This is a genomic window from Anaerocolumna jejuensis DSM 15929 (assembly GCF_900142215.1).
GTDB lineage: Bacteria > Bacillota > Clostridia > Lachnospirales > Lachnospiraceae > Anaerocolumna > Anaerocolumna jejuensis.
Genome location: NZ_FRAC01000049.1, coordinates 1 through 26,437, shown reverse-complemented (window position 1 = coordinate 26,437; position 26,437 = coordinate 1). Strand labels below are relative to the sequence as shown.

General features: G+C 44.8%; 22 protein-coding genes. 1 reads left to right on the top strand and 21 read right to left on the bottom strand.

Features of this window, described 5'->3' with window-relative positions; genetic code table 11:
• Positions 1-93 precede the first annotated feature (93 nt).
• The 19 genes from BUB77_RS28045 to BUB77_RS27955 form a co-directional block, all read right to left on the bottom strand.
• Complete coding sequence (locus BUB77_RS28045) at positions 94-1,038, bottom strand: ABC transporter ATP-binding protein (RefSeq protein ID WP_330392717.1); 945 nt, start codon at positions 1,036-1,038, stop codon at positions 94-96.
• Between the two features lie 379 nt (positions 1,039-1,417).
• Entirely contained in the window at positions 1,418-2,314 is an 897-nt protein-coding gene (locus BUB77_RS28040; RefSeq protein ID WP_170866777.1) for a 2-oxo acid dehydrogenase subunit E2, read from the bottom strand.
• 80 nt (positions 2,315-2,394) lie between these two features.
• Complete coding sequence (locus BUB77_RS28035) at positions 2,395-3,342, bottom strand: homocysteine S-methyltransferase family protein (RefSeq protein ID WP_073280468.1); 948 nt, start codon at positions 3,340-3,342, stop codon at positions 2,395-2,397.
• Positions 3,343-3,450: 108 nt separating this feature from the next.
• A complete protein-coding gene (locus BUB77_RS28030; RefSeq protein ID WP_073280467.1) occupies positions 3,451-4,338 on the bottom strand; it encodes an AraC family transcriptional regulator in 888 nt (295 codons plus the stop codon).
• A gap of 77 nt (positions 4,339-4,415) precedes the next feature.
• A complete protein-coding gene (locus BUB77_RS28025; RefSeq protein WP_073280466.1) occupies positions 4,416-4,940 on the bottom strand; it encodes a dihydrofolate reductase family protein in 525 nt (174 codons plus the stop codon).
• 138 nt (positions 4,941-5,078) lie between these two features.
• A complete protein-coding gene (locus BUB77_RS28020; protein WP_073280473.1) occupies positions 5,079-5,588 on the bottom strand; it encodes a GNAT family N-acetyltransferase in 510 nt (169 codons plus the stop codon).
• Between the two features lie 267 nt (positions 5,589-5,855).
• Complete coding sequence (locus BUB77_RS28015; RefSeq protein WP_073280465.1) at positions 5,856-8,789, bottom strand: DUF4832 domain-containing protein; 2,934 nt, start codon at positions 8,787-8,789, stop codon at positions 5,856-5,858.
• A gap of 50 nt (positions 8,790-8,839) precedes the next feature.
• Positions 8,840-9,442, bottom strand: a complete 603-nt coding sequence (locus BUB77_RS28010; RefSeq protein WP_073280464.1) for a carbohydrate-binding family 9-like protein — start codon at positions 9,440-9,442, stop codon at positions 8,840-8,842.
• 242 nt (positions 9,443-9,684) lie between these two features.
• Positions 9,685-10,698 carry a UDP-glucose 4-epimerase GalE gene (gene galE, locus BUB77_RS28005; RefSeq protein WP_073280463.1) on the bottom strand — a complete coding sequence of 338 codons (1,014 nt, stop codon included), beginning with the start codon at positions 10,696-10,698 and terminating at the stop codon, positions 9,685-9,687.
• 33 nt (positions 10,699-10,731) lie between these two features.
• The gene (locus BUB77_RS28000) at positions 10,732-11,847 is read right to left on the bottom strand and encodes a phosphotransferase enzyme family protein (protein ID WP_073280472.1); all 1,116 of its coding nucleotides are present in this window, start codon (positions 11,845-11,847) and stop codon (positions 10,732-10,734) included.
• 148 nt (positions 11,848-11,995) lie between these two features.
• The gene (locus BUB77_RS27995; protein WP_073280462.1) at positions 11,996-12,916 is read right to left on the bottom strand and encodes a nucleotidyltransferase family protein; all 921 of its coding nucleotides are present in this window, start codon (positions 12,914-12,916) and stop codon (positions 11,996-11,998) included.
• A gap of 183 nt (positions 12,917-13,099) precedes the next feature.
• Positions 13,100-14,563, bottom strand: coding sequence for an ABC transporter substrate-binding protein (locus BUB77_RS27990; protein ID WP_073280461.1), 1,464 nt, complete (start codon positions 14,561-14,563; stop codon positions 13,100-13,102).
• Positions 14,564-14,632: 69 nt separating this feature from the next.
• Complete coding sequence (locus tag BUB77_RS27985) at positions 14,633-15,526, bottom strand: carbohydrate ABC transporter permease (RefSeq protein WP_073280460.1); 894 nt, start codon at positions 15,524-15,526, stop codon at positions 14,633-14,635.
• Positions 15,526-16,491 (bottom strand): ABC transporter permease, encoded by a 966-nt coding sequence (locus tag BUB77_RS27980; RefSeq protein ID WP_073280459.1) that lies wholly within the window; start codon positions 16,489-16,491, stop codon positions 15,526-15,528. Before BUB77_RS27980 ends, BUB77_RS27985 begins: the two co-directional genes overlap by 1 nt.
• A 27-nt stretch (positions 16,492-16,518) precedes the next feature.
• Positions 16,519-17,775, bottom strand: a complete 1,257-nt coding sequence (locus BUB77_RS27975; RefSeq protein WP_073280458.1) for a Gfo/Idh/MocA family protein — start codon at positions 17,773-17,775, stop codon at positions 16,519-16,521.
• A 40-nt stretch (positions 17,776-17,815) separates the two neighbouring features.
• Complete coding sequence (locus BUB77_RS27970) at positions 17,816-18,901, bottom strand: DUF4832 domain-containing protein (protein WP_073280457.1); 1,086 nt, start codon at positions 18,899-18,901, stop codon at positions 17,816-17,818.
• Positions 18,902-18,914: 13 nt separating this feature from the next.
• On the bottom strand, positions 18,915-20,204 hold the full coding sequence (locus BUB77_RS27965) for an acyltransferase domain-containing protein (RefSeq protein ID WP_073280456.1): 1,290 nt from the start codon (positions 20,202-20,204) through the stop codon (positions 18,915-18,917).
• 10 nt (positions 20,205-20,214) lie between these two features.
• Positions 20,215-21,537: a DUF4832 domain-containing protein gene (locus tag BUB77_RS27960; RefSeq protein WP_073280455.1), complete on the bottom strand. Its 1,323-nt coding sequence runs from the start codon at positions 21,535-21,537 to the stop codon at positions 20,215-20,217.
• A 12-nt stretch (positions 21,538-21,549) separates the two neighbouring features.
• Entirely contained in the window at positions 21,550-21,762 is a 213-nt protein-coding gene (locus BUB77_RS27955) for a hypothetical protein (RefSeq protein ID WP_073280454.1), read from the bottom strand.
• Positions 21,763-22,217: 455 nt separating this feature from the next.
• Between BUB77_RS27955 and BUB77_RS27950 the strand changes: the two genes are divergently transcribed.
• Complete coding sequence (locus BUB77_RS27950; protein WP_073280453.1) at positions 22,218-23,240, top strand: LacI family DNA-binding transcriptional regulator; 1,023 nt, start codon at positions 22,218-22,220, stop codon at positions 23,238-23,240.
• 242 nt (positions 23,241-23,482) lie between these two features.
• Here BUB77_RS27950 and BUB77_RS27945 read toward each other — a convergent pair whose 3' ends face one another.
• The gene (locus tag BUB77_RS27945) at positions 23,483-23,923 is read right to left on the bottom strand and encodes a GNAT family N-acetyltransferase (protein WP_207650871.1); all 441 of its coding nucleotides are present in this window, start codon (positions 23,921-23,923) and stop codon (positions 23,483-23,485) included.
• Position 23,924: 1 nt separating this feature from the next.
• A complete protein-coding gene (argS, locus tag BUB77_RS27940) occupies positions 23,925-25,832 on the bottom strand; it encodes an arginine--tRNA ligase (RefSeq protein ID WP_073280470.1) in 1,908 nt (635 codons plus the stop codon).
• Between the last annotated feature and the right edge of the window lie 605 nt (positions 25,833-26,437).

Here is a 26,437-nt window from a genome sequence, read left to right as displayed (position 1 = left end):
CTTACAGCCATGCCTTCCCAACGCGCCGCAAGATTGAGCCGAGGATTTCGCAGGCTCAATCTTGTGTGTGAAAATTGCCTTTTAATTTTCACACTAATCTCTTAGTTTACGGCCGGTAAGCTTTAAAAACACTGTCTCAAGGCTTGCCGCTTCACTGGCGATATTCCTTATCTTTTCACCTCTGTCGCTGAGCAGAGCTATAATCCGGTCAAGATTTTCGATTCCCTTTATGGAGGTAACCTCCAGGATATCTCCCTTCACCTTCACCGACTTCACGCCCTCTATGGAAAAGAGCTCTTCTTCCTTTACATTTCTGCTCTCTTCCAGTTCTATGGTGTAGCATTTTTCATTTCCAATGCTCTCCTTCAGGGTTTCCTTGGTCCCTTCTGCAATAATGGAGCCATGGTCCATAATGATAATACGGGAAGAAATTGCTTCAACCTCCTCCATGTAGTGGGTGGTATAGATTACGGTCATTCCATTTGCCTGCAGCTTTCTGATGGAATCCAATATGTGGTTACGGCTTTGAGGGTCAATTCCCACCGTAGGCTCATCCATGATGACCAGCTCCGGGTGATGGGCTATGGCACAGGCTATATTAAGACGTCTTTTCATACCTCCCGAAAAGGTCTTTACTTTATCATTCCTGCGGTCGGTAAGCCCCGCAAATTCCAGAGCCTCCTCCACTGCATTTAAAAGTGCCTTCCCCTGTAAGCCATAGAGAGAAGCAAAAAATTTCAGATTCTGCTCTGCACTTAATTCTTCATATAAGGCAATGTCCTGGGGGACAATGCCCAATACCTGCTTGTAATCCTTTAACCTTCTGCTGATTTTATTCCCCTTAAAAGATATTTCTCCCCCACTGCTTCCAAGTACGGCAGTTAATATATTGATTGTGGTGCTTTTTCCTGCTCCGTTAGGACCTAAGATGCAAAGCACCTCCCCCCGGTACACCTGAAAGCTGATGCCCTTTAAAACCTCTTTGTCCTTAAAGCTCTTGCTTAGCTGACTTACCCGCATAATTTCTTCCATCTTCATGACCATATCCTTTCCAGTACCTGTAAGCCTGGGCTCCAGGTAAAATTTACGTATAACTATGTCTTAAATAATAATTCATTATGTTTTGCCAGTTTACTAATGACGCCTTCCATCATACGTCACAGCCGAAATAAAAAAAATCAACCGTTCGGTTGATTTGAACGGTTGATTTTATGAAACTGAATGGTTGATATGGATACATCTGATCATAAATCCGGAGGATAAGCTTGGATATAAAGGATAGGCTACTGCCTTTTGATACCTGCTTCTGCTTCTTGATTCCTGCTTCTGCTTCTAGATTCCTGCTTCTGCCTCTTGATTCCTTCTTCTACCTCTTGATGTCTGCTTCTGCCTCTTGATACCTGCTTCTTCTTACGTGTTACCAGTTGCGTATGACCGCTGGATTATTAAAAACCGCCTCCAACCGGTTGATAAAAGGTGCTACCTCGCCAAAATCCAGAGCCCGGTGGTCAAAGGCTATGGTAAAGGGAATAACCTTGCGTATGCCCACACGGGTCTCCCTTTCCTCCACCAAATATACCCGGGATTCCTCCTGGAGTACTCCTATTCCGATGGCACAGACCTGGGGCGGTATGATATCCAACAGTCCGATTCTTCCCTTGGTGCCTTTCACTGCCGCTCCCAGGTTGGACACGGTAATCGTTCCCTGGTCCAGTGCTTCCCTGTCAAGGAGGCTCCCGTTCTTTTTTACAGAAGACCCTTCCTCTGTTTTCCTGTGACCGATTACCATTCCAAGTCCACGGCCGGCTACTTCTATTACTTTGCCCTGGTGCAGCTTCCTAAGACTATCCTTAAGGCCTACCTTTAAAAGGGAGCGCTCCATATCGCAATTTTTGATTATCTCCTTGATACCCTCAATCTGCTCTGTCATAGCTTCTAAGGATTTACCTCCCATATCCCGCAGATTAACCGTCATCATCTCGCCCCCGGGAAGCAGTACCGGCATATTAATATTAATTTTTTCTTTTATTGTTACCCGTCCGGAAATAAGAAAAGTATTGTACCGAATCTCTGCATTAAGCTGAGGGGCTGCTTTGATTCCTTCCACAATAACACGTAAAAGCAGGGTGTTAAAGGATATATCCCTTTTGTACCTGCCGGATGCCTTTAACTTCCTGAATTCCTCATAAAACTTCGTTGCATCCGCTTCGTAAATATAGGAGACATGGGGAATTTCCTGCCAGCCTTCCTGTGTCACACTGGCTATTGTCTTCTTTCTCATGTTAAAGTTTATTTTTTTCTCAAAATTATCCATGATAAGGCAGTCTGCTTTATCCTTTAGAATATTCATTGATAAGTATATTCAGGAACAGTAAAACCGCTGCCTGTCAGCCTTTACTTCTTTATGACCCTTGCCATTTCCTTTATGACCCTTGCCATTTCCTTTAGATGCCTTGCATCCGTACCGCAGCAGCCGCCGCAGATTGTAATATTCATCTTCTCCATAAGCCTTTCCACTTCCTCCGCCAGCTTAAGAGGTTCCGTTCCCTCTAAGGTCTTCGAGCCGTCCAGCTCGTCAGGAGACAGTGGTGAGGTATTAGGCTGGATACCGCGAAAACGTTCCCTTACATAAGCATTGTCGTTAAAATCCCAGGAGAGATTTTTTCTTATGATGGCAGGATGTACACAATTCGTCATAAAGCATAGGGGTTTTCGCTTAACACTGCTGTCAATTTCCTCCATGGCATCTGCCAGCCTGGTCTTATCAATCAGGCAGCCGTCACTTCCAAGCATAAAGCTGATAATATAGGGCAGACCGGTCTCCGCCATAGCATCCGCCATTCCCAAGGCTTCTTCAAGTGCCGGCATAATTCCTGCATACAGGAAATCAACACCTGCCTTTCCGAATAGCTCTGCCTGCCAGCCATGAAATTCCCTTGCCTCCTGCCTCTTAAGGACATGGTCCGCCCTGTAGGCATCTCCAGCACAGCCCATTAAGCCGCCGGCATACATCTTCACAGCAGGAAAGTCATCCCTTAGTCTTTTCAGGAGGTTCACATTATCCAGTATGATATTTTCATCATAGGGGGATTCCCTTACCCGTTCCTTATTTGCCCTTCTGGTAGGTGTGGTGGCAAGAAAGGGCATATCAAACTGCTTTGCAGCTTCCAGGTATTCAGACCACAGCCGGTACAGGGCCTCTTCCCCTTTTTTTGAATATACCATGGCTGCCAGAGCCACATACTCATCCGGCTCCAGGCTGTATTCCCTCTTTAACCGCTCCCCTAACGCCCCCTCCATCAGGATTGGACTTCCGGAACGAAAACACTCCTCCAATGACATGTTAAGCCTCCTTTCGCCTTACATTAAATGTTCATCAATATCCCCTGGTAATTCCTGAATCCATAAATTCCATACCCTGGCTGTCCTGCCATTATTTCTTCCTTCCGCTTAACCCTTCGTTACTGCAATCCAAACCTCCTGCCGGTTTTCCTGCATATAGCATTCAATAACAGGAAGGTCCGCCAGCTCATAGCCTGAATTCGGAAGCCATTCCGTATAAAACTGCTTATAGATTTTCTGGGTTGCCTCCGGTAATTCTCCGTTTGCTTCAAAGACAGCCCAGGTGGCAGCAGGGTAGGCGAACTCTTCAAACCCTTCCAAAGGAGGAATGTACTTACACTCCTCTGCCTCCACATGGTTAGTTATGCCGATTATATACCTCATTTCCTCTGCATCGCCCCATCGGCCCCCTTCTGCGATTCCCAAAAAACCCGCCGGTCTATAATGCAGAAGCTCCTCTTCTGCTGGAAAATTCTCCATAAGCCTTTGCATGGTCCCATCCTTCCAGGCATCTTCCCATAGCTTTGGAATCACTTCAAAGGCTGCTTTTGTCCCTATCTTGTGTGCGATTCCCATAACTCTAAAGGCCGGCCATTGTTCAATCTGATAATTCATATGATTTTCTCCTTTTATTGTTATTTGAAAGGAGAGCTTGGGGCAGGATCTCAACTGAACGGTTTCATTTCTCACAACAGAGGGCGATACGCCGTGAAAGACTTTAAAGGCACGGGAAAATGCATCCTGGGATTCATATCCGTACTTTAGGGCAATATCTATTATTCTGTCCCTGCCGTTCAATAAATCAAAGGCTGCCATGGTCAGCCGCCTGCTTCTGATATATTCGGACAAGGACTTGTCTGCAATATAGGAAAACATCCGCTGATAGTTATAGACGGAGCAATTTGCTATCCGGGCAAGCTTCTCATAGGATATCTCTGCTGCAAGATTACCTTCAATATAGCTTATTGACTCATTTAACTTCTCTACCCAATCCATACTCTCACCTCCTGGTTTAATCATACCTTATAGAAGAACAACCGGCCCGGCTTTTCCTGCCGCATATTGTCTGGTCTTTATTTCACCGTCTCATAATGAAGCTCTGTAAACTGGTTGGACCGCCTGACACCCTTTAATCTCAGCCGTGTCTCAAAATCATTCTTTTTAAATAAGGGTATTCCATCTCCCAGAACAGTCGGTGCTATGGTTATTATCCATTCATCCACTAAACGATTGGAGATGAAATGCTGAAGCAATTCTCCTCCGCCGACAACCCAGATATCTTTTCCCTCTTCCTGTTTTAATTTTGTTATAAAATCCGTAATATCACCATGAAAGAACCGCACATTCTTATCTTCCCCCTGCCTGCTGCCGGAAAAGACAAAGCACTGCCTCCCCTTATAGGGAAAATTGTCCCCTTCCATATCAAGAATCCAGTCATAGGTTCTTCTGCCTAATAAAATGGTATCAACGGTTTCATAAAATTCCGAATAACCGTTATCTCCTTCGCCCTCGGTCTGGAATAACCACTCCAGGGAATCCTCCTTTGTAGCTATATACCCATCCAGGCTCATAGCTATAAATAAAACTACCTTTCTCATAGGAACCCTCCTTACTATTTATTTGATTTGTACAGGACAAATGGAAGCTAAAAATACAATATATTATTTCAACTAATCGAAAGCATATTGTATTTGTTTCCGATAATTGCTTTAGTAGAAATTTTAAATACCTCTGCCTTAAGAAATTACTTTCTCCATGAGAAAAAACTTTCCTTTCCGCCAGTTAACCTCCCCGACGACGGCATAACCGAATGAATCATACATTTTCAAAGCATAGGGATTCCTGGTAAATGCATCCAAACGGATGGAGGAAATACCCTCTTGCTTCAGAGTGTTTTCAATATGCATCAAGGTCTGCCTGCCCAAGCCTTTGTTCTGGAATTTCGGATGCACGCAAAGCCTATGGATAACCATAAAATTATCTGTGTCCAGTGTCCATTTTCCGCCGCTGTATTGCTCATCACATTCTTTATTTAATACATAAACTACGGCAATCTCCTTCCCTGACACGCCGACATACAGTTCGTCCATTTCTATATCCAGCTCCAAATCCCTTTTAGTTGGATACACTTCATCCCACTGAGGGATGCCATTTGCTGTCATCTCTTCAATGCCTCTTAAGAACAGTTCATATATTTCCGGTATCTCTTCCTTCGTTCCCTTCCGAAACAATAAGGTTTCTCCCATAGTCAAACCTCCGGTATCCTGTATTTTTAACGATGTATTTTTAACATTATAGCATAAAATCCACTCTTGGTAACCTGTAAATTGATTGCCCTGTCCCTGTGCCGCTGCCTTATAAAATCCTGCTGCCCTTGACTTTTCCAAATCCCATTGGCAGGTTATTAAAAAAACTGCCAGTTCCAAATAAGGAACTGGCAGTCAGATATTATATGACAAATATGGATATGTGATTCCGGTACTCTCTTACCATGTACCATGCATTAATTATAATTATCTCCCAACTGTTACCGGGTTAAGAGCATACCTTCCATCCGGGCGGATTCCCTCTATCCCAAGCTTTATCCCCGGCTTGCCTGTTGAAGGGTCAATTATGGCAACGCATAGCGTATATTCCCCCTCCTTCAGACTCTTTGGAATTGAAATGCTCTGGGTCGTCAGCCTTTCACCCGGAAGCCATTTTGTAATATCAGCTTGGGTAAGTGTCTTAACTGCTATTTTTCCTTTACTGTCTGCAAGTGAAAGCTCCAGGGGCCATTTGTAGTAAAAAGGTGCTACCCCTTTGTTATTCCATTTCATTTTAACGCTCAGACTCTCTCCCGCCTTTGCTTTACCGGTTTGGGTAACTGCTTCCAGCACAAAGTTATACCCCATTATATTGGTCATTGCATCAAGGTTGCGCTGGTATGCATAGGCGTCCTGATCGCTCTTTAACAAATCAGCAGGAGAACAGGGTCCAAGCCATGAGGTATGGCTCTCCCTTACCTGGCGGAGCGTATCCATAATTGCCGCATCATCAATATACAGCCTTACATTTCCATTTGCAAATTCACCGCCGGAATAGCTGCTCTTCCAGAAATCAGGCATTGCAGAAGCCTTTTGGGCTTCTTCCGGTGAGGAAAAGCCGGAAGCTGCATCCACATAGGCCCCGATTTCATCCCAGCCGTTTACGGTCCAGTTCAGGAACTGGTCAGTCGTGTCCGCCATGCCGAATACATCATTAAACAGACCCAGCTTATTATCCTTTGCAATGGGGTAAGGCTTTCTCATTCCAAGCTTTACGTTTTTAAAAGCCTTCAAATAGTGCTCCACATACTTGTCGGATACACTGAGGTCCGGAAACTTTCCCGATATATCCTCCGGCCAATTATGAAATTCAGCCCAGTGTCCCAGACTGCCTATCTGGACAAAGGAGATAAGGGCAGGCTTGTCATATCTTCCGGCTAAAGCCTTAACCGCCTTCTCATGGGCGGTCAGAAGGACAGGACTATTGTAATCGGGAGCAAATCCGGCACCAATTGCCGGGCTGTTATACCACTTGCCGCCCTTACCGCCCTCGAAGTTTTCTTTCACCAGTTTATCATACAGCCACCTGGGAATATCCATATGGGCCGGGTCATCAGAAGGGTCATCCATAACAAATCTCAGATTCAGCTTAACGCCGTTTTCACTCCAGTATTTGAAATGGTATTTTTCTTCTATCGCAGCAAAGTCATAGGTTCCTTCCTCGGGCTCCAGCTCACTCCACTTAATATCAAAGTATGCCATTTTCACCTTCTGTGCAAGGGGTTCCTTCACACTGTCATGGCTTGCCCAGGGGAGCCAGCCCTTATAGGGGTTTTCGTTGGGCGTATAATCCTCCGCCGGGTAGAAGGTGTCCTTTTCACTGGCTGTCTTCCACAGGCTGGTAACCTTCAGCTTTTTGCCGTCTGCCGGAAGCTTTAAAATGTTCTTTCCCTTATAAGAAATATGTATACTGCCGGCTGCAGGGCTGCCAAGCTGGGAAAGCTTAAGCTGCATCTTTACGGCATCGTCCTGATAGTCCATATACACAGCAGTCTTCCTGCTCTTATCCAGCAGGTTGTTTCCCTTTAACGGGCAGACATAGCCGTCTTTTACCACATATTCAACACCGGAATAAATCCCGTATTGGAAGCCTCCCTTTCTGACATCCAGAACATACTCATTCTGGGTATTCATAGAGCTGCCTGTTACGATGGTATATAGTTTTCTGCTATCCTGTGCTGCCAGAAGCTTAAGAGCCGTCCTGTCAGCAGCTGATTTCGAATCAACCTCCGCCCAGTCAGTAGTCTTGCCATCGATCTTAATGTTATAGCTGTTCAGATCTATCACCTTTGCATAAGGAATACCAGCCCAAATCTTCGGAGCAAATCCGGTGTCATTTTTAAGCCCCATGGAAATATACAGGTTCTTTTTTACCGAATTCAGGGAGTTTATATCCATTGACAGCTCCAGACATTGTACCCCGTCTTTCTCTTTTACAATGGCTTCGACCTGGGCCTTAGCCTCCGACCAGTTCCAGTCAGGGCCCACATACTGATACAGCTTCCAGTCCCCCTTGGCATCCGACTGGAGCATATAGTCCGCACCGGCTCCATTATCCGTGTATTGTCCCCAGTTTTTATAGCCGGTAGAAGCATTGTTATCCGTATTTAGATAAATGTTGTTATCCGCTTCCTTTAAGGCTTCTCCCAAAGCCATTATATACAGCTTTTGTGCGTCTTTATAAGCGTACAGTTCCTTTATTTTATCCTGTCCGTCCGCAACCTTAAGATTTTCCCATTCCTGTGCTGAATAGTCTCCGTCGATTTTTATGACAGGCTCCGAAATAACGGGAGCTGCCTTGTCAACCGTCATCATCTCCTTGCCTGCACTGGGTATCAGACCATTTTTCCCATCATAAAAGCCTATTTTGACCGGCTGGCTCTTTGCCAGTCCAAGCAATTTCATATCCAGCCTGACCTCAATAGCTCCATCCTTTTTGACTTTCTTAAAGTTATCATTCCTGGTCTTAACAGACTGCCACTTCCCATTACGGAAGCTATAAAGTCCGCCGCTGGTAATTTTATAATCTATACCGCTGGCTTTGGACCACCCCTCTGCTGTCGTACCTGACTTTTCATTATTGTCCTTGTCTATATAGAGTGCGTAAGTATCGGTCAAATTTCTTCCTGTTACACAAATAAAAATATCGTTGTTTTCCTGAACAGCCATGAGGGACTGCAGGGAGCTGCTGTCGGAGGATGTGGTGTACTTTTCTGCTGCGATAGTCTTATCACCTGTGAAAGTCTTATTCGCTGCGATAGTTTTATCCGCTGCGATAGTCTTATCCGCATTTGCAGTACTTGCAAATCCCAATGTAAATACCATACATATAACCAGTACGAAAACTGTCACCCGTTTCATTAACTCTTTCTCCTTCTCCTATTATCACAAAACCTGATTACTCCAATATTTTAAACAATAACAGCCGTCTCAAAAAATTCCGGAAGATGAAAATTCGGCCTTTCGCTGATAATCGGCGCAAAGCTTCCATAGTGCTCATATTCCGGTGTTTCACATATTTTATAAAAATTACAGGTAAAGCTGTCACCCCTTTGTAACGGCTCAATCTGAAACAAACTGCAGATCAGCTCCATGGGGATTTTCAGCAGGATTTCCCATGTGTTCTCTTCTATTTTGGCTTCACACACAGCCTGAAGCCTGGTAAAATCCCTTAAAAACACCCGTTCTTTTGTCGTACCGAATGCACTTAACAAAGCTCCATTGGCATTCATTTCAAAGTTCAGATAGGACTGGTTCCCCAAGACCCCCGGAAAGCTTAAAAATGCCTCCAGTGCACTGTCCTTATAGACCGGCGTATTTTCTTCCGTATATGTACGGAGGGGGTTCCTCTCCACTGCAGTCATTGATACCACCAATCCATAATTCTCAAGCAGTCCCATCTTTCCATAAGCCTTTGGCTTCTCACCCTTCGTCCATTGATAATGGTCAATAAAAAAGGGCTCGCATTCCCCAAGCTGTCCCAAATCCCCTATCCTATGCACATTGTATGCCATTCCAGGCTCCCATCTGCGTACCTTAGCACGCGTCAAAAATCAAGGGGAAGTGCTTTCCTTTCACATTTCCCCCGTTGCATACCGCAGACTTGTCTGTGGTACTGCTATAAATAATGGAATGTGAAAATGCTCTCCTTTCACATTTCCCCCGTTGCATACCGCAGACCTGTCTGTGGTACTGCTATAAATAATGGAATGTGAAAATGCTTTCCTTTCACATTTCCCCGCTTCCATCCAATTCCTTAACTGCGGTATCCCATGGGATTATTCTCCTGCCACCGCCAGGCATCTTCGCACATTTCATCCAGTCCCCTCTTAGCAGACCAGTCCAGCTCTTCCTTTGCCAGGGATGCATCCGCATAGCATACTGCGATATCACCCGGACGGCGGGGCTTGATTACATAGGGAATCTCCTTACCGCACACCTGGGAAAAGGCCTTAATCATATCAAATACACTGTAGCCGATACCGGTACCAAGGTTATAGGTACGAATACCCGGCTGTCCGGCAAGCTTTTCTACTGCTTTCACATGCCCCTCTGCCAGGTCGACAACATGGATGTAATCACGGACGCCGCTTCCGTCCGGCGTATCGTAATCGTTTCCAAATACACCTACGGTCTCAAGCTTTCCTACGGCTGTCTGGGTAATATAAGGAATCAAATTATTGGGAATTCCCTGGGGGTCTTCTCCAATCGTACCGCTTTTATGGGCGCCAATGGGATTAAAATAACGAAGCAGTATAACATTCCAGCTGGAGTCTGCCTGGTATAAATCCCGTAAAATATCCTCCAGCATTAACTTTGTTTTTCCATAGGGATTCGTGGCTGAAAGGGGGAAATCCTCCTTAATCGGAACAGTTTCCGGCTTTCCGTAAACCGTAGCGGAGGAACTAAAAACAATGTTCTTCACTCCGAATTCTCTCATAATGTGAAGAAGCACCAGTGTTCCGGTTATATTATTATGATAATACTCCAGCGGCTTCTGCACGGACTCTCCAACAGCCTTTAAGCCGGCAAAATGGATTACCGCCTCGATCTTCTCCTTCTGAAAGATTTCTCTAAGCTCCTTCTCCCATAACAGGTCAACTTTATAAAACCTGATATCCTTTCCGGTTATCTTTTTTACCCTTGCCAGTGACTCCTCACTTGAGTTGCATAAATTATCCGCAACAATCACCTCATACCCTGCGTTCAGCAGTTCCACACAGGTATGGCTTCCTATATATCCGGCACCTCCGGTTACTAATATTGCCATTCTGACTCAGCTCCTTTCCTAAATACAAATACTTTATCGGTATTTTCCTGTAATATCTTTCATGCTGTCCCATTTCTGCTCCATATCCTCTACGAGCTTAAGCTGGGTTCGGCAGCGGTCCAGATTATGTCCCTCCCGGTGAATGCGGAAGTAGGTATCCCCCACAAGATAATCTGTCAGAAAACGCATGCCGCACTCCATTGTCATCAGCTTGGCACCCATGGGCAGCAGTTCGATTTCCTTCTCCGTAAGACTGCCGCCGCAGCCTTCTAAGAAGCCCTTTGTATAGGCCTCGAAGAGCTTCAGATCCAGTGAGACCTTCGTCAGGTCCCTTTCGTCCTCGGCAGCCCTGTTGGCTCCAAACCGGATGGAATCCCCGTAATCGAATATGGACAGTCCCGGCATTACCGTATCCAGATCTATGACACAGATACCCTTTCCGGTCTTCGTATCAATTAATATATTATTCAGCTTCGTGTCATTATGGGTAACCCGAAGGGGCAGTTCTCCTGCTCTTTGAAGCTCCATGCATATTCCCATATCCTTTTCCCGCTGCATCAGGAACCTGATTTCGGCCTCTGCTTCTTTTGCCCGCCCGCAGATATCCTCTTTGACTGCCTTTAAAAAGGCTTCATAGCGGACCGGTGTATTATGAAAGTCCGGAATCGTCTCATGAAGGCTTGCAGCATCAAAATCTGCCAGAAGATTCTGAAAATGGCCAAAGGATACCCCACTCTCGTAGAAATCCTTTGTATTCTCCACCTTATCAAAGGACATGGTATCGCCTACAAACAGATACGCCCTCCAGCAGGCTCCAATGCTGTCTTTGAAGTAGGGCCTGCCGTCTTTGGTATAAATGACATTCATGGTCTCCCTTTTGGTATCTCCATGCATCTTACTTATTTTATCCCGCAGGAATGAAGTAACATTATAGATATTCTCCATCAGCTCATCCGGGTTTTTAAATATCTCATGATTCATCCTCTGAAGGATATATCTTTCCACATTGCCTTCCGGCTCTTTAAATCGGATTAGAAAGGTATCATTAATGTGTCCGCTGCCATACCGGCAATGGTCCAGATATTCTCCCCGAAATCCGATAGCTTCAATGGCTTCCTGGATTTTCGAGCAATATTCTTCCCTTGTCATAGCAAGTTCTCCTTTCCTGGTACTCCCATGCATATCGCTGGTTTGCTTGCGATACTGCCCAAATAAAAAAATTACTCTCCATGCATATCCCAAGCCTGCCTGTGATACTGAGATGTTTGAACAATGCATTGCATTGTTCACCCTTCTTTTATTTCCAGAGCTTTTCCGGATAAATACCCTTCTCCTTAAATTCCTGTATTGCCTTTACTACTCTTTCCTTATCTTCCTTATAGGTCACGCCGTACCATTTATCCGGTGATTTCAGCACCTTTACTTCCGCTTTGTTCTCCTTTATCAGCCCGTCTACTACGCTTGGAAGGAAATACTCTGCTTTTAAAGGGTTAAGTACTGCCTCGTTTTCCAGAAAGTCCTTGAATTTTGCCTCCAGTACGGAAAGGATGCTTTCATGAAATCCCCATAAATTCATGGATACAATGCTGGCATCATCCAGCGTCTGCCAGGTGCTTCCGTTATCCTCCGTAAAAGCCCCATGCTCTCCCTGCTTTTCGATATGTACTCTTTCTTCGATTTCCTTTAACATACCGTCCGCATCCACCCTGCATACACCTCTAGCAACATGCCCATGCTCCGTCAGGGTATTCATCAGTCCGTAGCCTACCATGGCGTACTGGAATTTGTCATTATCTCCGGTGGAAAGGAGCGTATCGTAAATCATGGAAAACGCCTGCCGGCCATAATAGTCGTCGGCATTAATCACCGCAAAGGGCCCTTTAATTACCTCCTTGCAGCTAAGAACGGCATGCCCTGTACCCCAGGGCTTTTTCCTGTCTTCCGGTACAGAAAAGCCCTCCGGCAGGTTATCAAGCTCCTGGTAAATATACTCCACCGCGGCCTTTTCTGCAATCCGGTTACCGATTCTTTCTTTAAAATCCTCTTCTATTTCACGCTTAATGATAAATATGACCTTTTTAAAGCCTGCCCTCAAGGCATCATAAATAGAAAAATCGATTATCAGGTTTCCCTGCCCATCAACTGGATCAATTTGCTTTAAACCGCCGTACCTGCTTCCCATCCCTGCTGCCATAATCACTAAAACCGGTTCTGTCATTGTAAAGCCTTCCTTTCTGCTATTAAGCGGAGGTCCTATCCGCACCTGTTTCACTATTCATACTTTAAAAGAAAGGCCACCCAGGTGAGCGTAAGACACTGCAGCCGGGTGGCCTTTTATGTGCCGCTTCTCCATTGTTAAGATATCATGCACAACCATGATATCAAGCGGAATATGATTTTGTTATTTAGTCTTTGAAGCCTGGAACTCATCCATCTGCTTCTGCACTTCTGCCACGTATTCATCAATACCAGCTTTTTTCAGTGCTTCCAGAGCCTTGGGATACTCTGTGTCAAAATCTACAAAGCCGTAGAGAATCGGCGCCATCTGCTTTCCTGCCACCTCTTTGATCGCTGTTTCAATTACCTTTACCTTCTCGTTATTGAAACGGAAGCCAAGCATATTGGAGGTGATTGCCTTATCGTCCCAGCTTTCATAGGTATCTATATAGCTCTGGTCGATATCCGGTGCAAATAACTGATAATTCTTATTACGGAACATCCATTCATAGAAGAACTCATCACTTACCAGCTTTTTAATTCTTCCGTCAACGATTTCATAATCCTTCCCCTTCACGCCGTATAATGCCATCAGGTAATTATCCTGTGAAGAGTACAGCCAGTTAACGAATTTCATTGCTCCTTCCGGATTCGGTGCCGTCTGGGGGATGCAAAGAACTTCACCGCCGGTTGCTGTGATATAGCGGGGTTCCTCCGGTTTCAGGATATAGCTCTTTAATCTGGCATCGGGAGCATTTGCCTTCACGCTGCTGATAATCTCATTTTCTTTGCCAAGAGAGCCCTCTACCCACAGGTACAGGCCGGTCTGCATACGGGAATCCCTCTCATTGTATTTGGTAGTCAGATCATCGGAATATAAGCCTCCATTATACATCTGGCGGTTATACTGTGCAACCTTCTTGAAAGCATCGGTTTCATAGTAATCATAGACCTTATTTGTTTTATCACCATATACAACGGCATCTTCATTGGCGCACCAGGTAAGCTGTTCATCGGCAAAATATCTGGTCAGGGGCTTAAAGATGGGATCTGCAGGCCCTTTCATTTCCGGGTACAATTTTTTAGCTTTCTCTGCAAATACTTTCAAATCCTCTGCTGTCTTAATCTCTGTCATACCGCAGGCTTCCAGAATATCCTGGCGGACACAGACCATCTGAAACATTCCGGAGGAAGGTGCATAAGCGGAGGGTATGCCATAGACCTCTCCGTTAATGGTAGCACCCTTTAACTGCTCTTCGGGAAGCACCTTTAACATATCCTGGCCATATTTGTCAATTAAGTCATTCAGCACAGAGGCCTGTTTCTTATTTACCATGGTAGCAAGGTCGGGAAGTCCGTCCCAATACAGGTCGATGGGTTCCTGGGCAGCCAGCATGATATCCTTTTGTTCCCAATACTGATCCCATGGAGTATAGACCATTTCCACCTTAATGCCTAAATCCTCTTTCATTTTCTGTGCAAACTCATTTTTCATAAACTCAGACATTCTATCGCTTTCATCACCGGGATAAAGAATCGTTACGGTTTTGGTTTTAGTACCTTCTTTCGATTCCTCCTTGCTGCTGCATCCCCCAAGCAGACCGATTGCCATTATCACGGCAGCTGTCAGTATGAATAGTCTTTTCATTGCAATATCCTCCTTTTGGTTTTATGTTAAGCCTTTATCCTGGCCTACCAACGATTTTTGCTACAGGGCTTACTCCTTGACAGCACCTGTCATAATACCCTGTACGAAATATTTTTGTACAAAGGGATATAAGAAGATAATGGGACCTATGGTTATAACCGTAACTGCCATTTTCACCGTTTCAGAGGGCAGTGTGATACCTGCGGCAGCGCCGGAAGGAATCCGCCCCGAACTGATGGCATTTACATTTGAAAGAATTGTGTACAGGTAATACTGGAGAGGGAACAAATCCTTGTCATTAATGAAAATCAGGGCATTCCACCAGTCATTCCAGTATTGCAGGGCATACATAAGACCTACGGTCAGCATTGCCGTTTTACTGAGGGGAATTGCAATCCGCCAATAAATCAGCATATAGCTTGCTCCGTCAATTTTTGCCGCCTCATATAAGGAAGGCGAAATGCTTGAAAAATAAGTTCTCATAAGGAACATGTTCCATACACTGAAAATAGAAGGAAGAACCAGTGCCAGAATACTATTCTTTAAACCGTAGTAATTCACACAGACCACATACCAGGGAATCAGACCTGCGGAAAATACAATGGTGAAGTTACATAGAAAGGCAATGACATTACGGTACTTTAAGCTTTTAATAGATAATGCGAAGGCAATCATACTGGTAATGATCATAGCTCCAAGGGTTCCGGCCACCGTAACAAAAATAGTGACTCCGTAGGACTTTAAAATCCGCATTCCGCTGTTCGCAAAAATATAAATGTATGTATTAAAGGTAAATTTTTGCGGAATAGCAGAATAACCATGCATGACGATTTCATGTTCCGAGGAGAGGGACACACTTAAGGTAAGAACAAGGGGATACAGGCAAAGCAGCCCGAATAAGCCGATAAACAAATAAGCAAGTATAGTAACCAGGTGATCGCCGAATGATTTGTTTTTTCTCATTAAAATAATCCCTCCCCATCATTATATTTTTTTGCCATCCGGTTAGCGACGGATACCAGAATCAGCCCCATCACCGACTGGAACAGACCAATTGCAGTTGCATAGGAAAAGCCCAGGGTTCTCATAGTCTGATATACATAAGTGTCAATAACGGTTACCGCATCAATCAATACCGGATTGTTGCCGACAATACCATAGATCATACCGAAATCACCGTAGAAAATACGTCCGATACTCATAAGGGTCAGTACAACAGCCGTCGGCTTCAGCATCGGAATGGTGAGATACAAAATTCTCTGAAACTTGCTTGCACCGTCTACCTCCGCAGCCTCGTAGAGGGAACCGTCGAAATTCGCCATGGCTGCCATGTAAATGATGGAGCTGTATCCGCTCCACTTCCACATACTGGCGGTAATTATGATGCCCTTCCAATACTTTGGTTCCGCATACCACTTCACCGGTTCCATTCCCAGAGAACGCAGCATATTGTTGATAACGCCCACGTCGGTGGAAAAAAATCCGTAGATAATCGCACCTACTACTACCCAGGAAAGGAAATACGGAAAGAACATAAAGCTCTGTGTCAGTTTCTTAAAGATTTTACCCCTGATTTCATTGAAAAATACGGCAATACTGATTGGAACAATCAATCCCAGTATGATTCCAAAGAAATTGATAAACAGTGTGTTATAGGTTACCTGCCAGCCCATGCTGCTCTCAGAAAAGAAATACTTGAAGTTATTCAGGCCTACAAACTTACTTCCAAAGATACCATCCACTACATTGAAGTCGGTAAATGCCATCCAGGTTCCTGCAAAAGGAATGTAGCAAAACATTACCAGCACAATCAGGGCAGGCACGCACATAAGATACAGGCCCTTGTTTCTTTTCATTTCACGCAGGAATTCATTTTTCCGGCCTCCTACCAGCCCCGGTGCTTCCTTTTGATTTCTTTTTGATTTCATCGCTCTTCACCACTCTTTTCTGATTTTTTAAGAGTTACGCAGACGGCTTTTTAATGTATCCACATCAATTATTTTGCCGGTCATTCTGGATTGCTCTGCCGCATAAGCCATTACGTGGCTTTCCACTGATTGGGTTATGGAGGATCTGCTGTTGTTGCTGTGTGCTTCCATCTGATTGATAAAATCATCCGTCAGCGCCACATCGCCGCCACCGTGGCCGCCCTGGGTCAGACCGGTATGGATGATTCTCTGCTCAAAGCCGTCGATTGCATTGGAGGCAAATTTTGTGACCTCAATCTGGTTCAGACTGTCATCCCCCCGGATTTCTCCATTTTCACACATAACCTTGATCGTCCGGCTTATTTTATTCGTAAAGCCGCTTAAATTAAAGCTGACTGTTACATCATTTTTGAATTCGATTAATACCACCTGGTTATCGCATACATCATTGTCACAGCGGTATACACAGCGCCCATAAGGGCCTTCTTCCAATGCTTTGATTATTCCCTCTTCCGTCTGGTCCTGGGTAAGCACCGCAGCCGGCCAGCTTCCCGCTACCGGCAGATATACCTTGCGGGCATCAAAGCGGCAGTCCCCGGCAGCCTTACAGGTCAGGCAGCGCTCGGAGCTTCCCTTTGGAGCATTCTCTTCTCTAAAGTATTTTAAACTGCCAAAGGAAGCTATTTTTTTCGCCTCACTGCCCACCAGCCAGGCGAGTATATCCATGTCATGGCAGGATTTTTGCATCACCAAGGGGCTGGATAAATCACTTCTTCTCCAATTTCCCCTGACAAAGGAATGGGCAATGTGGTAATTTCCAACGTTCTCATTATGCTGAATGGTAATTACCTTCCCCAGCTCTCCGCTGTCGATAATCTCCTTGATTGCCGCGAAAAAATTCGTATATCGGAGCACATGGCACACAATGACCTTACAGCCCTTCTGATTTGCCTTATCCTGAATCATAAGACATTCCTTCGGGTCGGGAGATATGGGCTTTTCAAGAAGGATATCATACCCAAGCTCCAGGGCTGCCATAACCTGCTGGTAATGGTCCTGGTCCATGGTTGCAATGATTACGGCATCGGCAATTCTGCCCTTTTGGTAAAAATCCTCTATGTTATTAAACTGCATTTCAGACGGAATACCGAATTTCTCCGCCGCCGCTGCCCTTCTTTCCTCCTTCGGCTCCACCACTGCAACAATATCAGCCTTATTTGAATCATAGGCATACCCGGAATAAATCATCCCCCTCTGTCCTGCCCCCACTAATGCAATTTTCAATTTTCTTTCCTCCTGCTTTTATTTTCTATCTTTCTTCCTATCAATCGGGAAGCTGGGGGTCCTCCAGCGGATAATATCCCTCGGGATAGAAATCATCCCAGGCATGTGCCAAATCCACTGGGGTGTCTTTACAGACCTCCACTGTTCCCAGCCTGTAATATCCGTCCTTCTCCTCCATCCGGATATCCAGCTCCATGGGGCTTTCATCGGAAAAGAAAATCCCAACTGACAAATAGTATTCACCAAGAGGCAGCACCGGCAAGGAAATAATTTCATTGTGGGTAATATCTCCGACCTTCCAGGTACCTTTGTCAATGTTTAATACAAATTCCCGCTGCTCCCCTTCCCTTTCCAGGCGGAGCCTTAGGCTGTAATCCAGGTAACAGGGTGCACTGCCCTTATTTACAAGCCAAAAGCGGAGGGGGAGCGCTCCCTTTGACGCTACTTTCTTTGGATAGGTCAATCTTCTTATGGTAAAATCATAGCCGATATCCATGGGACAGCTGGAGAGGCCGGCATGCCAGCGCAAGCTTTCCCGGCGGATATTTTCTCCCATCTCTTCTTCTATTTGAAGCAGTACCGGCATCCTCTGCCAGGCATTCTGAAGCCGGTACTCTGCAAATTTCTCACAGCAGCTGATCCAGTTATCTTCACCGCAATTTACAATAAGGCCAAAGGGATATTCTTTTTCCTTCAGATACCGCAGCAAGGCCTCCTGCTCCAGGTCAACCAATAATGGAATGCCCTCAAAGGCTTCCAGATAAGCATCCCAGATTCCCGGGCTGCCCTCTTCTGTGGAAACTGCAACGCCAATCAGTTTTTCATCAGAAAGGGCACTGGCAATTCTCCGGATCAAATGTATAAAGCCTTCCTCTGAGCCCTTCTTAAGCCAGGAAGGAACTACCTGTTTTATGGAAAGGACCGGATTATGTACCTCTGCCAGTGCTTCCTTCAACCGGTCAAGGTCATATATTCCCCGATGAGGTTCCAGCTCCTCCCAGGTGAGCTCTACCAGCCGGTACTGCCCTCTGCCCGGATTAACTGTGGACTTGGAATGGGGCACGGACGTGGGCCGTATTTTATAAGTCTCATAGGGACTGTAATGCTCCAATGCATATTTTCCCATGGGCTGCTCCTCCTTATTTTAAATGACTGTCAACAATCTGTCTGAAGCGTGCAATGTCTTCCTGTGTAATATAGGGCATTTGGTCCGCTTTATCCGCTTCTTCCTTTAAAACCACCATGCTCAGATTATTAAAGCGTGCTCCCGTTGCCATATAGGCAGCTGCCGCCTTTTGCAGGGAGGTCTTAAGCTCCGCTTTCTTTTCATCGGCTTTCCAGTCACCAAAGACCTCATACCGAAGCATGGCATCTCCTTCAGGAATCGGATATAGGTAGAATTGGCGCTGAACCTTTATAATATTGCTGGTGTCATTATCAAGCACCAGCGACAATCTTGAATCATACAGCCAGCTTTCACTCCAAAAGCCCCTGACCGGCAGCTCCGGAAAATAAGTCTTATAAAATTCCAGGGCCAGCACCATGGAATTCTTAAGCCTCTCGGGGTTATATCCCGGCCCGGAAGGCACATGGAGTGCCAGAAGCATATCCCCCTGCTTTAAGGCTTCCGTCCATTCCTTCTTTAACAGTGTTACGGTATCCCGCTCCACAAAGCCCATGGGATTGATGGGATTGGCGGTAATCTCCTCCTCCGTCTCCAGCCAGAGGGAAGTAAAGGCTCCTGCCTTATCATAAACTCCGTTTATTCCATTTAACTGTCCGTCCCTGCGGAATTCCTCTCCGCTATGCTTTAAGGCTGTTACCTTCCCGGATACCTTATTCCGGTACATGGTAAAGGTATCGCCAAAGCGGCAGGGAATGAACAGGAACCGGTCCATAAGAAAGATGGAGCAGGTATAAAAATTCATATCCCAGGGAAAATCACTTACATTTACATCCTCCCGAACCAGTTTCTCCAATTGGGACTTTATAGGCTGAAAGGGAATATCCTGATAATAATGCTCCGGAACTCCCCGTTCCTTTAAAAGCCTTCTGGATGGAACCACACAGGCCAGCAGAAGGAGGAAGGAATAAAGCTCTCCGTATTCTGCCATACACACCGGGGTCATATTTTTATAGTTATCCACATCGCAGCGGTTTCTGGCCGAGCACATATCCCATACCAGGAATTTGGAGAAATGAAACAGCTTCGGGTCTCCTTCCACTGCTTTAGCTGCCTTTGTCAACAGCTCTTGCTTCTCCTCCGGAAGGTTAAACTTCTCAAACACTTCCTTAAAAAAGCTCCTTTCTATAAAAAAGCTGCTCTCTTCTCCGGGATAGCCGGCATAGAATTGCTCCAGCCCCTCGGGCAGATTGTCAAAGCCGCAATAATCCACACATTCTTTAAAGCCATACGATAAATGTCCCATGCTCTTACCTCTATTCTACGATTATTTTTCCCAAACAATAGTAACCGTCTTTTAAGCCTTCAATTGCCAGCTTTATATTTCCAAGCTCCGGTATCCCGGTCTCAATTCCAATTTCCAGAGAGTACTCACCAGCTTTTCCTTCCAGGCCGAACTCTTCTTCCCAAAGGATATCCATGTCCGGCAGCCAGTTTCTGATATCCGTTTTGCTGGTAAGACGGAGGATTTCCTTCTCATTCTTCAGACGGACTACCAGGGGATACCTGTGATAAATGGGAGCGACGCCGGTATTGGCCCACAATCCTCTGATTTGGAGGACTTCTCCTTTTTTTACCACCGGATTGTACGTAAGCTTTCTTATTTCAAAGCGGTATCCCATTTTATTGAGCCACCTTTTAACATTCTCCTTCCAGGCCTCGGGAACGGTAGTGCCCTTGCTGTTAAAGGAGGAAATATGCCACTTTAAGGATTCTTCTATAATATAGTCAATGTCCCAGCCCTGAAGATACCAGTCATTCATGTGCCAGCAGGCTTCAAATACCACCGGTGCCTTTTTCCAGGCTTCCTCCATTCCAAAGTTGCAGATATTTTCCGGGTAAAAATCCAGCATATGGGACCATTCCTCCTGATGGAAGCCTCCCATATCCCCCAGACAGTCCACCCGAAAGCCTATATTTTCTCTTCTCTCCCTTATAATCTTTACCGACTTGGGATCATGCAGAAGGGCCTGCAATGGTGTGATTTTAAAATTATCAATATAAGCAGCAATAATCTGCCGGATGCTCTCTTCCTCAAGGAACTCGGTGCCTCCGCCTTCGCCCCAGGCTCCTACCAGTGCCATATCCACTGAGCTTATTACCGGATGTCCGTCAAAATGTCCTGCAAATTCTGCGATGAACCGGGACCAGTATTTGACATAGGAGGAATGCAGCGGGTCAACTCTCCAAAAGGGGAAATCCGGTTCTTCGGGGCATTCCCTTCGAAACCAATCCGGGATGTCATCCTCTTCTGCCAATGCATAGGGAGAGCAGCGTACAATTGCCGTACAGCCTAATGCTTTTGACTCTTCCAGCTTCTTCTCAAGGATATCCCACCGGTATCTGCCCTTTTCTGCCTCCAGATCCCTCCATCGAACTCCGCAGTAGGTAATCCTGCTGTCTGGATGATTCCAGGTCCTGCTGTTATCGGTAAACCTGTATTTTTCCACCGGATTGCTCCGGTTATCACATATCTGCCCTTCCGGTTCCATCAAACCGGGAGCTGCAATAAAACCAATCCCCGGATTTTCAAGGAGTGCATCACTTATTTTAGGATATATTACATAGGTATCACTCATAGGCTTATCTCCTTAGGCTGTATAATTTGTTTGAAATAAGAGGCAGCCGCTGCTTTTATACTGCTCTGCCAGCTCCTGCAGCCGGACAGTATCACAACGGAGGTACTCCGATAGACATTGGTAACAGTGTAACGTCCCGATATGCTTTCCCAACAGTTTAAGGTTAAGAGCAATCTCGTTATTGCTTAATTCCTTTGTACACTTATGGCAATGGACGGTTTTCATCCCATCACTCCCCTTCTGTTTTTCTGCACTGCAGGGATATTACTGTTAAAACTAGTCAGGTTCTTTCTATTTTTACTTTGTTTTTTGTTACTTTTTGTTACGTTTGTTTACTAAACCTTATAGATGGATTATAACATTTGCCCTGCTTTGTGTAAATACCGTTTTTAAAATTATTATAAAAAAATTTTTACAATTAACTTTACTTATCATAAAAAGGATTATTCTGCCCAAATCTTTCGTTTCGTAAGTTCGTGCAGAAATATGACCGTATGCTTTCAATAAAAAGTCCTCTAATTAGAGTACTTTCCCCATAATCTGCTTATTGGCGGCAGGAAAATTAAGTATTGACAAAGTCATTGGAATATCATTATAATTTAACTATATGTAATATACGTATTTTTACGTAAACATGCTAAACACGAATACCACAAACTGTGGTTAAGGGGGTAACCAATTTGAGCACAATCAGAGACGTAGCCAATCTGGCAAAGGTGTCAATCGCTACTGTATCACGGGTATTAAATAACGATACCCAATATAAAATGACCGATGAAACCCGGTCCCGGGTGTGGAAAGCTGTTACCGATTTGAATTATACAGTGAAATCCCCCGCAAAAACCCCCTCAGGTGACAATAAAGCCCGTTCAGGGAATTCACTTGTAAAAATAGGCTGTATCCTTAGCGTAACCAAAAACAAATATAACGACCCTTATTTTATGTCCATCCTGTCCGGCGTAGAGGAACAGCTTCAAAACAACGGATACGAACTTACCTTTATTAAGACCGGTGCTGAGCTGGAGGATAAAAAAGCTTTATTCAGCACCTTCAGCAACCCCGTCTCCGGTCTGATTCTCATGGAATCACTCAACAGTGAAACCTACCAGTTCATACGAAACCAGGTTCCAAACATTGTCGGAATCGATACCTGGTGGGAGGATATCGATAACGTGGGCTATGACCATTACAGGGTAGCCAGTGTGGCAGTGCAACACCTGATTGACAGAGGGTATAAAAAGATAGGCTTTATCGGCGGCAGCGGCATGAGCGGCAATATTAAATCCAGCCAGAGGTATCGGGGCTATTACGCTTCCCTGCATGCTGCCGGCCTGCCGTTAAATCCTGACTGGATTATTGATTGCGCCTGGGATGAGAGCCTCTGTATAGAGAAGGTCCGCCAGCTCTATCAGAAAGAGGATTATCCCACCGCTTTCTTTGTAGCCAGTGATCTAATGGCCATGGCCGCCCTAAGCAGCCTGTATAATATGGGAATAGCAGTACCGGACAAAGTAGCCGTTATCGGGTTGTCCAATATTGAAATATCCAAGTATTCCAATCCGCCTCTTACTACTATAGAAATACCGACAAAGGAAATCGGCATGGTTGCCGTTGACCTGCTCTTAGCAAGACTAAACGGCTATCAGCTTCTGCCAAGGAAAGTTATTCTGCCCACAAGCCTGATTTTACGCAATTCCACCTGATAAAACGGAGGGTTTTTACCTCATGCCCAACTTAGCGTTTATGCCAAAACCGTTCTTTATTAGAACGTAAAATCATTTCCTAATGCCGCCGGCAGGGAATAAAAAGAAACATAAAAAATCAACCGGTTGATTAATTTCAAACGGTTGATTTTTATTTTAGGAAACAATATACTTGTTATGAATTTGTTTCAGCTCATAAAGTTTATTTTACTTCAAAGCAGCTTCACAGGCAACTGCTGCTGTCAGGTGTCTATTCTTATCAGTTCCGTAATACTTTTATTTCGGAAGTACAGATCATCCCTTACTGCAAAGCCCTGGCTTTCCCAAAATGCATTTCCCAGCTTATTTTCCTGAAAGACCACCAGGGAGACTTTATGAATGCCTTCCTGCTCCAATGCTTCTAAAGCATGGGAAACCAATGCCTTTCCAATGCCCTGTCCTCTTTCACCGGCTAATACCGCGGTATGATGGATGAATCCCCTTCTCCCGTCGTGACCGCTTAGTATAATGCCTGTAATCCTTCCTTCCCCTTCTGCAACAAAGCATGTGGCAGGGTTTCTCCTTAAGTACTTTTCAATTCCTTCCCGGGAATCATCCAGATTATTTAATCCCATTCCCGGGGTATTCATCCATAAATCATACACCTTGTCATAATCCTTTATTGTCATCAAACGTATCTCCATCTTACATTTCCTCCGGGCATTCTATTCCTAACAAGGACATGGCGTCCTTTATGGTCTTTTGTACAACCTTACATAAGAAAGCTCTGGCCTCCTGATATCCGGCTTCTGCCGTCAGTATCCTGCATTCCTGGTAGAACTTGTTAAACTGGACTGCCAGGCTATATGCATACCTTGCCAGAATGGACGGCTCATATTTTTCCGCTGCTTCCCGTACCACCTCCGGATACTGGCCCACCAGCTTTACCAGTTCATAGCTGGTATCATCCTTTAAGTATTCCGTGTTTACCTTCTGCTCTTCTATTTCCCTCCCAATTTTCCTTAGAATACTGCCTGCCCTTGCATAGGTATACTGAATATAAGGGGCTGACATCCCATCAAAATTCAGCACCTCTTCCCAGCGAAAGCTCACGTCCTTGATCAGCTGGTTGGCCAGGTCATGGTATATAACGGCGCCAATGCCAATCTTTTTCGCAGTTTCTTCCTTTTCTGTTATATTGGGATTTTTTTCTTCAATGGCTGTAAGTGCCAGAGAAACTGCCTCCTTTAAGATATCCTCCGCATAGATTACATTACCCTTCCTGGTGGATAGCTTCTCCCCTCCCATACTGACCAGACCGTAGGGTATATGGTGCATATACTCCGCCCATTCATAGCCCATTACTTCAAGTGCCTTAAATATCTGTGCAAAGTGCAGTTTTTGTTCTGCTCCGGTAATATAGAGGCACTGGGAAAAATCATAGGTTTCCTTCCGGTAAAGTGCCGCCGCAATATCCCTTGAATGGTAGATGGAGCTGCCATCCTTTTTTGTAATAAGGCAGGGCGGCATATGATAGTCATCCAGCTTGATTATACCGGCCCCATCACTTTCCTCCAGTAACCGCTTTTCCTTTAATTCCTCTACCAGAGCCGGAACTTTATCCATATAAAAGCTCTCTCCGCAATAGGAGTCAAATTCTATATTCAAAAGCTTGTATACCCGTTCAAATTCTTTTAAGCTGATTTCTTTGAACCATTTCCAAAGAATAAGGGCTTCTTCGTCCCCCTGCTCCATCTTTGCAAACCAGGCCCTTGCTTCCTCCTGTAAGGCAGGATTCTTTTCCGCCTCTCTGTCAAATATGATATAGACACGCAGAAGCTCCGCTATTCCTCCCTCTTCCACCTGCTCCTTGCTGCTCCAGTTCTTATATGCCACAATCTGCTTGCCGAACTGGGTTCCCCAGTCCCCAAGGTGATTAATCCGCACAACGGAGTAGCCCAGCTTGGAATAAAGCTTATACAGGCTGTTCCCAATGATTGTCGTTCTTAAATGCCCGACATGAAAATTCTTTGCAATATTGGGAGAGGAATAGTCCATGCATATGGTCTTTCCCTTGCCAGTGTCAGCGGAACCGTATTCTTTTCCAGAGGCTTCCCGGAGGATTTTACCGATGAATATTTCTCTGTTCATAAATATATTTAAGTATCCGTTTACAGCCTCTACTTTACTAATGTACTCTGTCTCTTTGTCTTTGTTTTCCTGTCCCTTGCTTTCTTTATCAATACTATCTCTGTCTTTGCTTTCGTTTTCTTTTCTCTTGCTTTCCTTGTCTTCATTATCCTTGCCTTCGTTATCCTTGCCTTTGCTTTGTTTACTTTCGCTTTCTTTACCCTCACATTCTTTACCTTTGTTTTCCTTGCTTTCACATTCCTTGCCTTCACTTCCTATGTCTTCGCTCAGGCGCTCTTTTAATTCTTCTGCTATTAATTTGGGATTTTTCTTTAACTGCTTTGCCAGCTGAAAACACGGCAGTGAGAAATCCCCCATTTTCCCATCAGCTGGTATTTCAATGATTTTCCGGACTCCTTCCAGGGAAACCCCGTATAATTTATTGATTTCTTTTTCTAACAGCTCACCTATTATTTCTTTCATATTTCCTCCTGTTCCTGCTGCCAGCCCGCTGGAAAGACAGCCTGCTCCACTTTCAATTTCCTGCAACTTTCCTGAACCTTTACTTTTCACCTTCAGGCAAATAAATAAAAAAAGAACCGCAAAGTCAGGTATCCTATACCTTCTATTACGGTTCTTCTGTACTGCAACAACATAGCACTAAAATCAGCAACCGCATAGAAACAAGACGTACACCTTGTAACCATGCGGTATCCTTTGCCTGGCTACAGGAACTTACGTCTGTATCTGCGTCTTAAGCTGCTGCTGATAGTGTTATACATTACAGTTACTTCCTTCTTTTATTTTGGGTCATTTTATCACAACTTAATAAATAATACAATAGCATGGATTATTTTTTATTCTTTTATTCTCTATTAGATAATATTGGTAGTGATGTAATGGAACGTCGTGTTATTATGCCGGTATTATTGAAAAAAATTATTCTTTCTATTGTAAGGGGGGATTGGGAACGGACGATGATTTTGGCTTACCTTTTGTGATTTTCTCGTTCGGGGTTCCAAATTCCACTAAAATGCCGGCAGCTGTTCCTGGCAGGTGAAATTATACCAAACTCGCTGGAAGGTTGT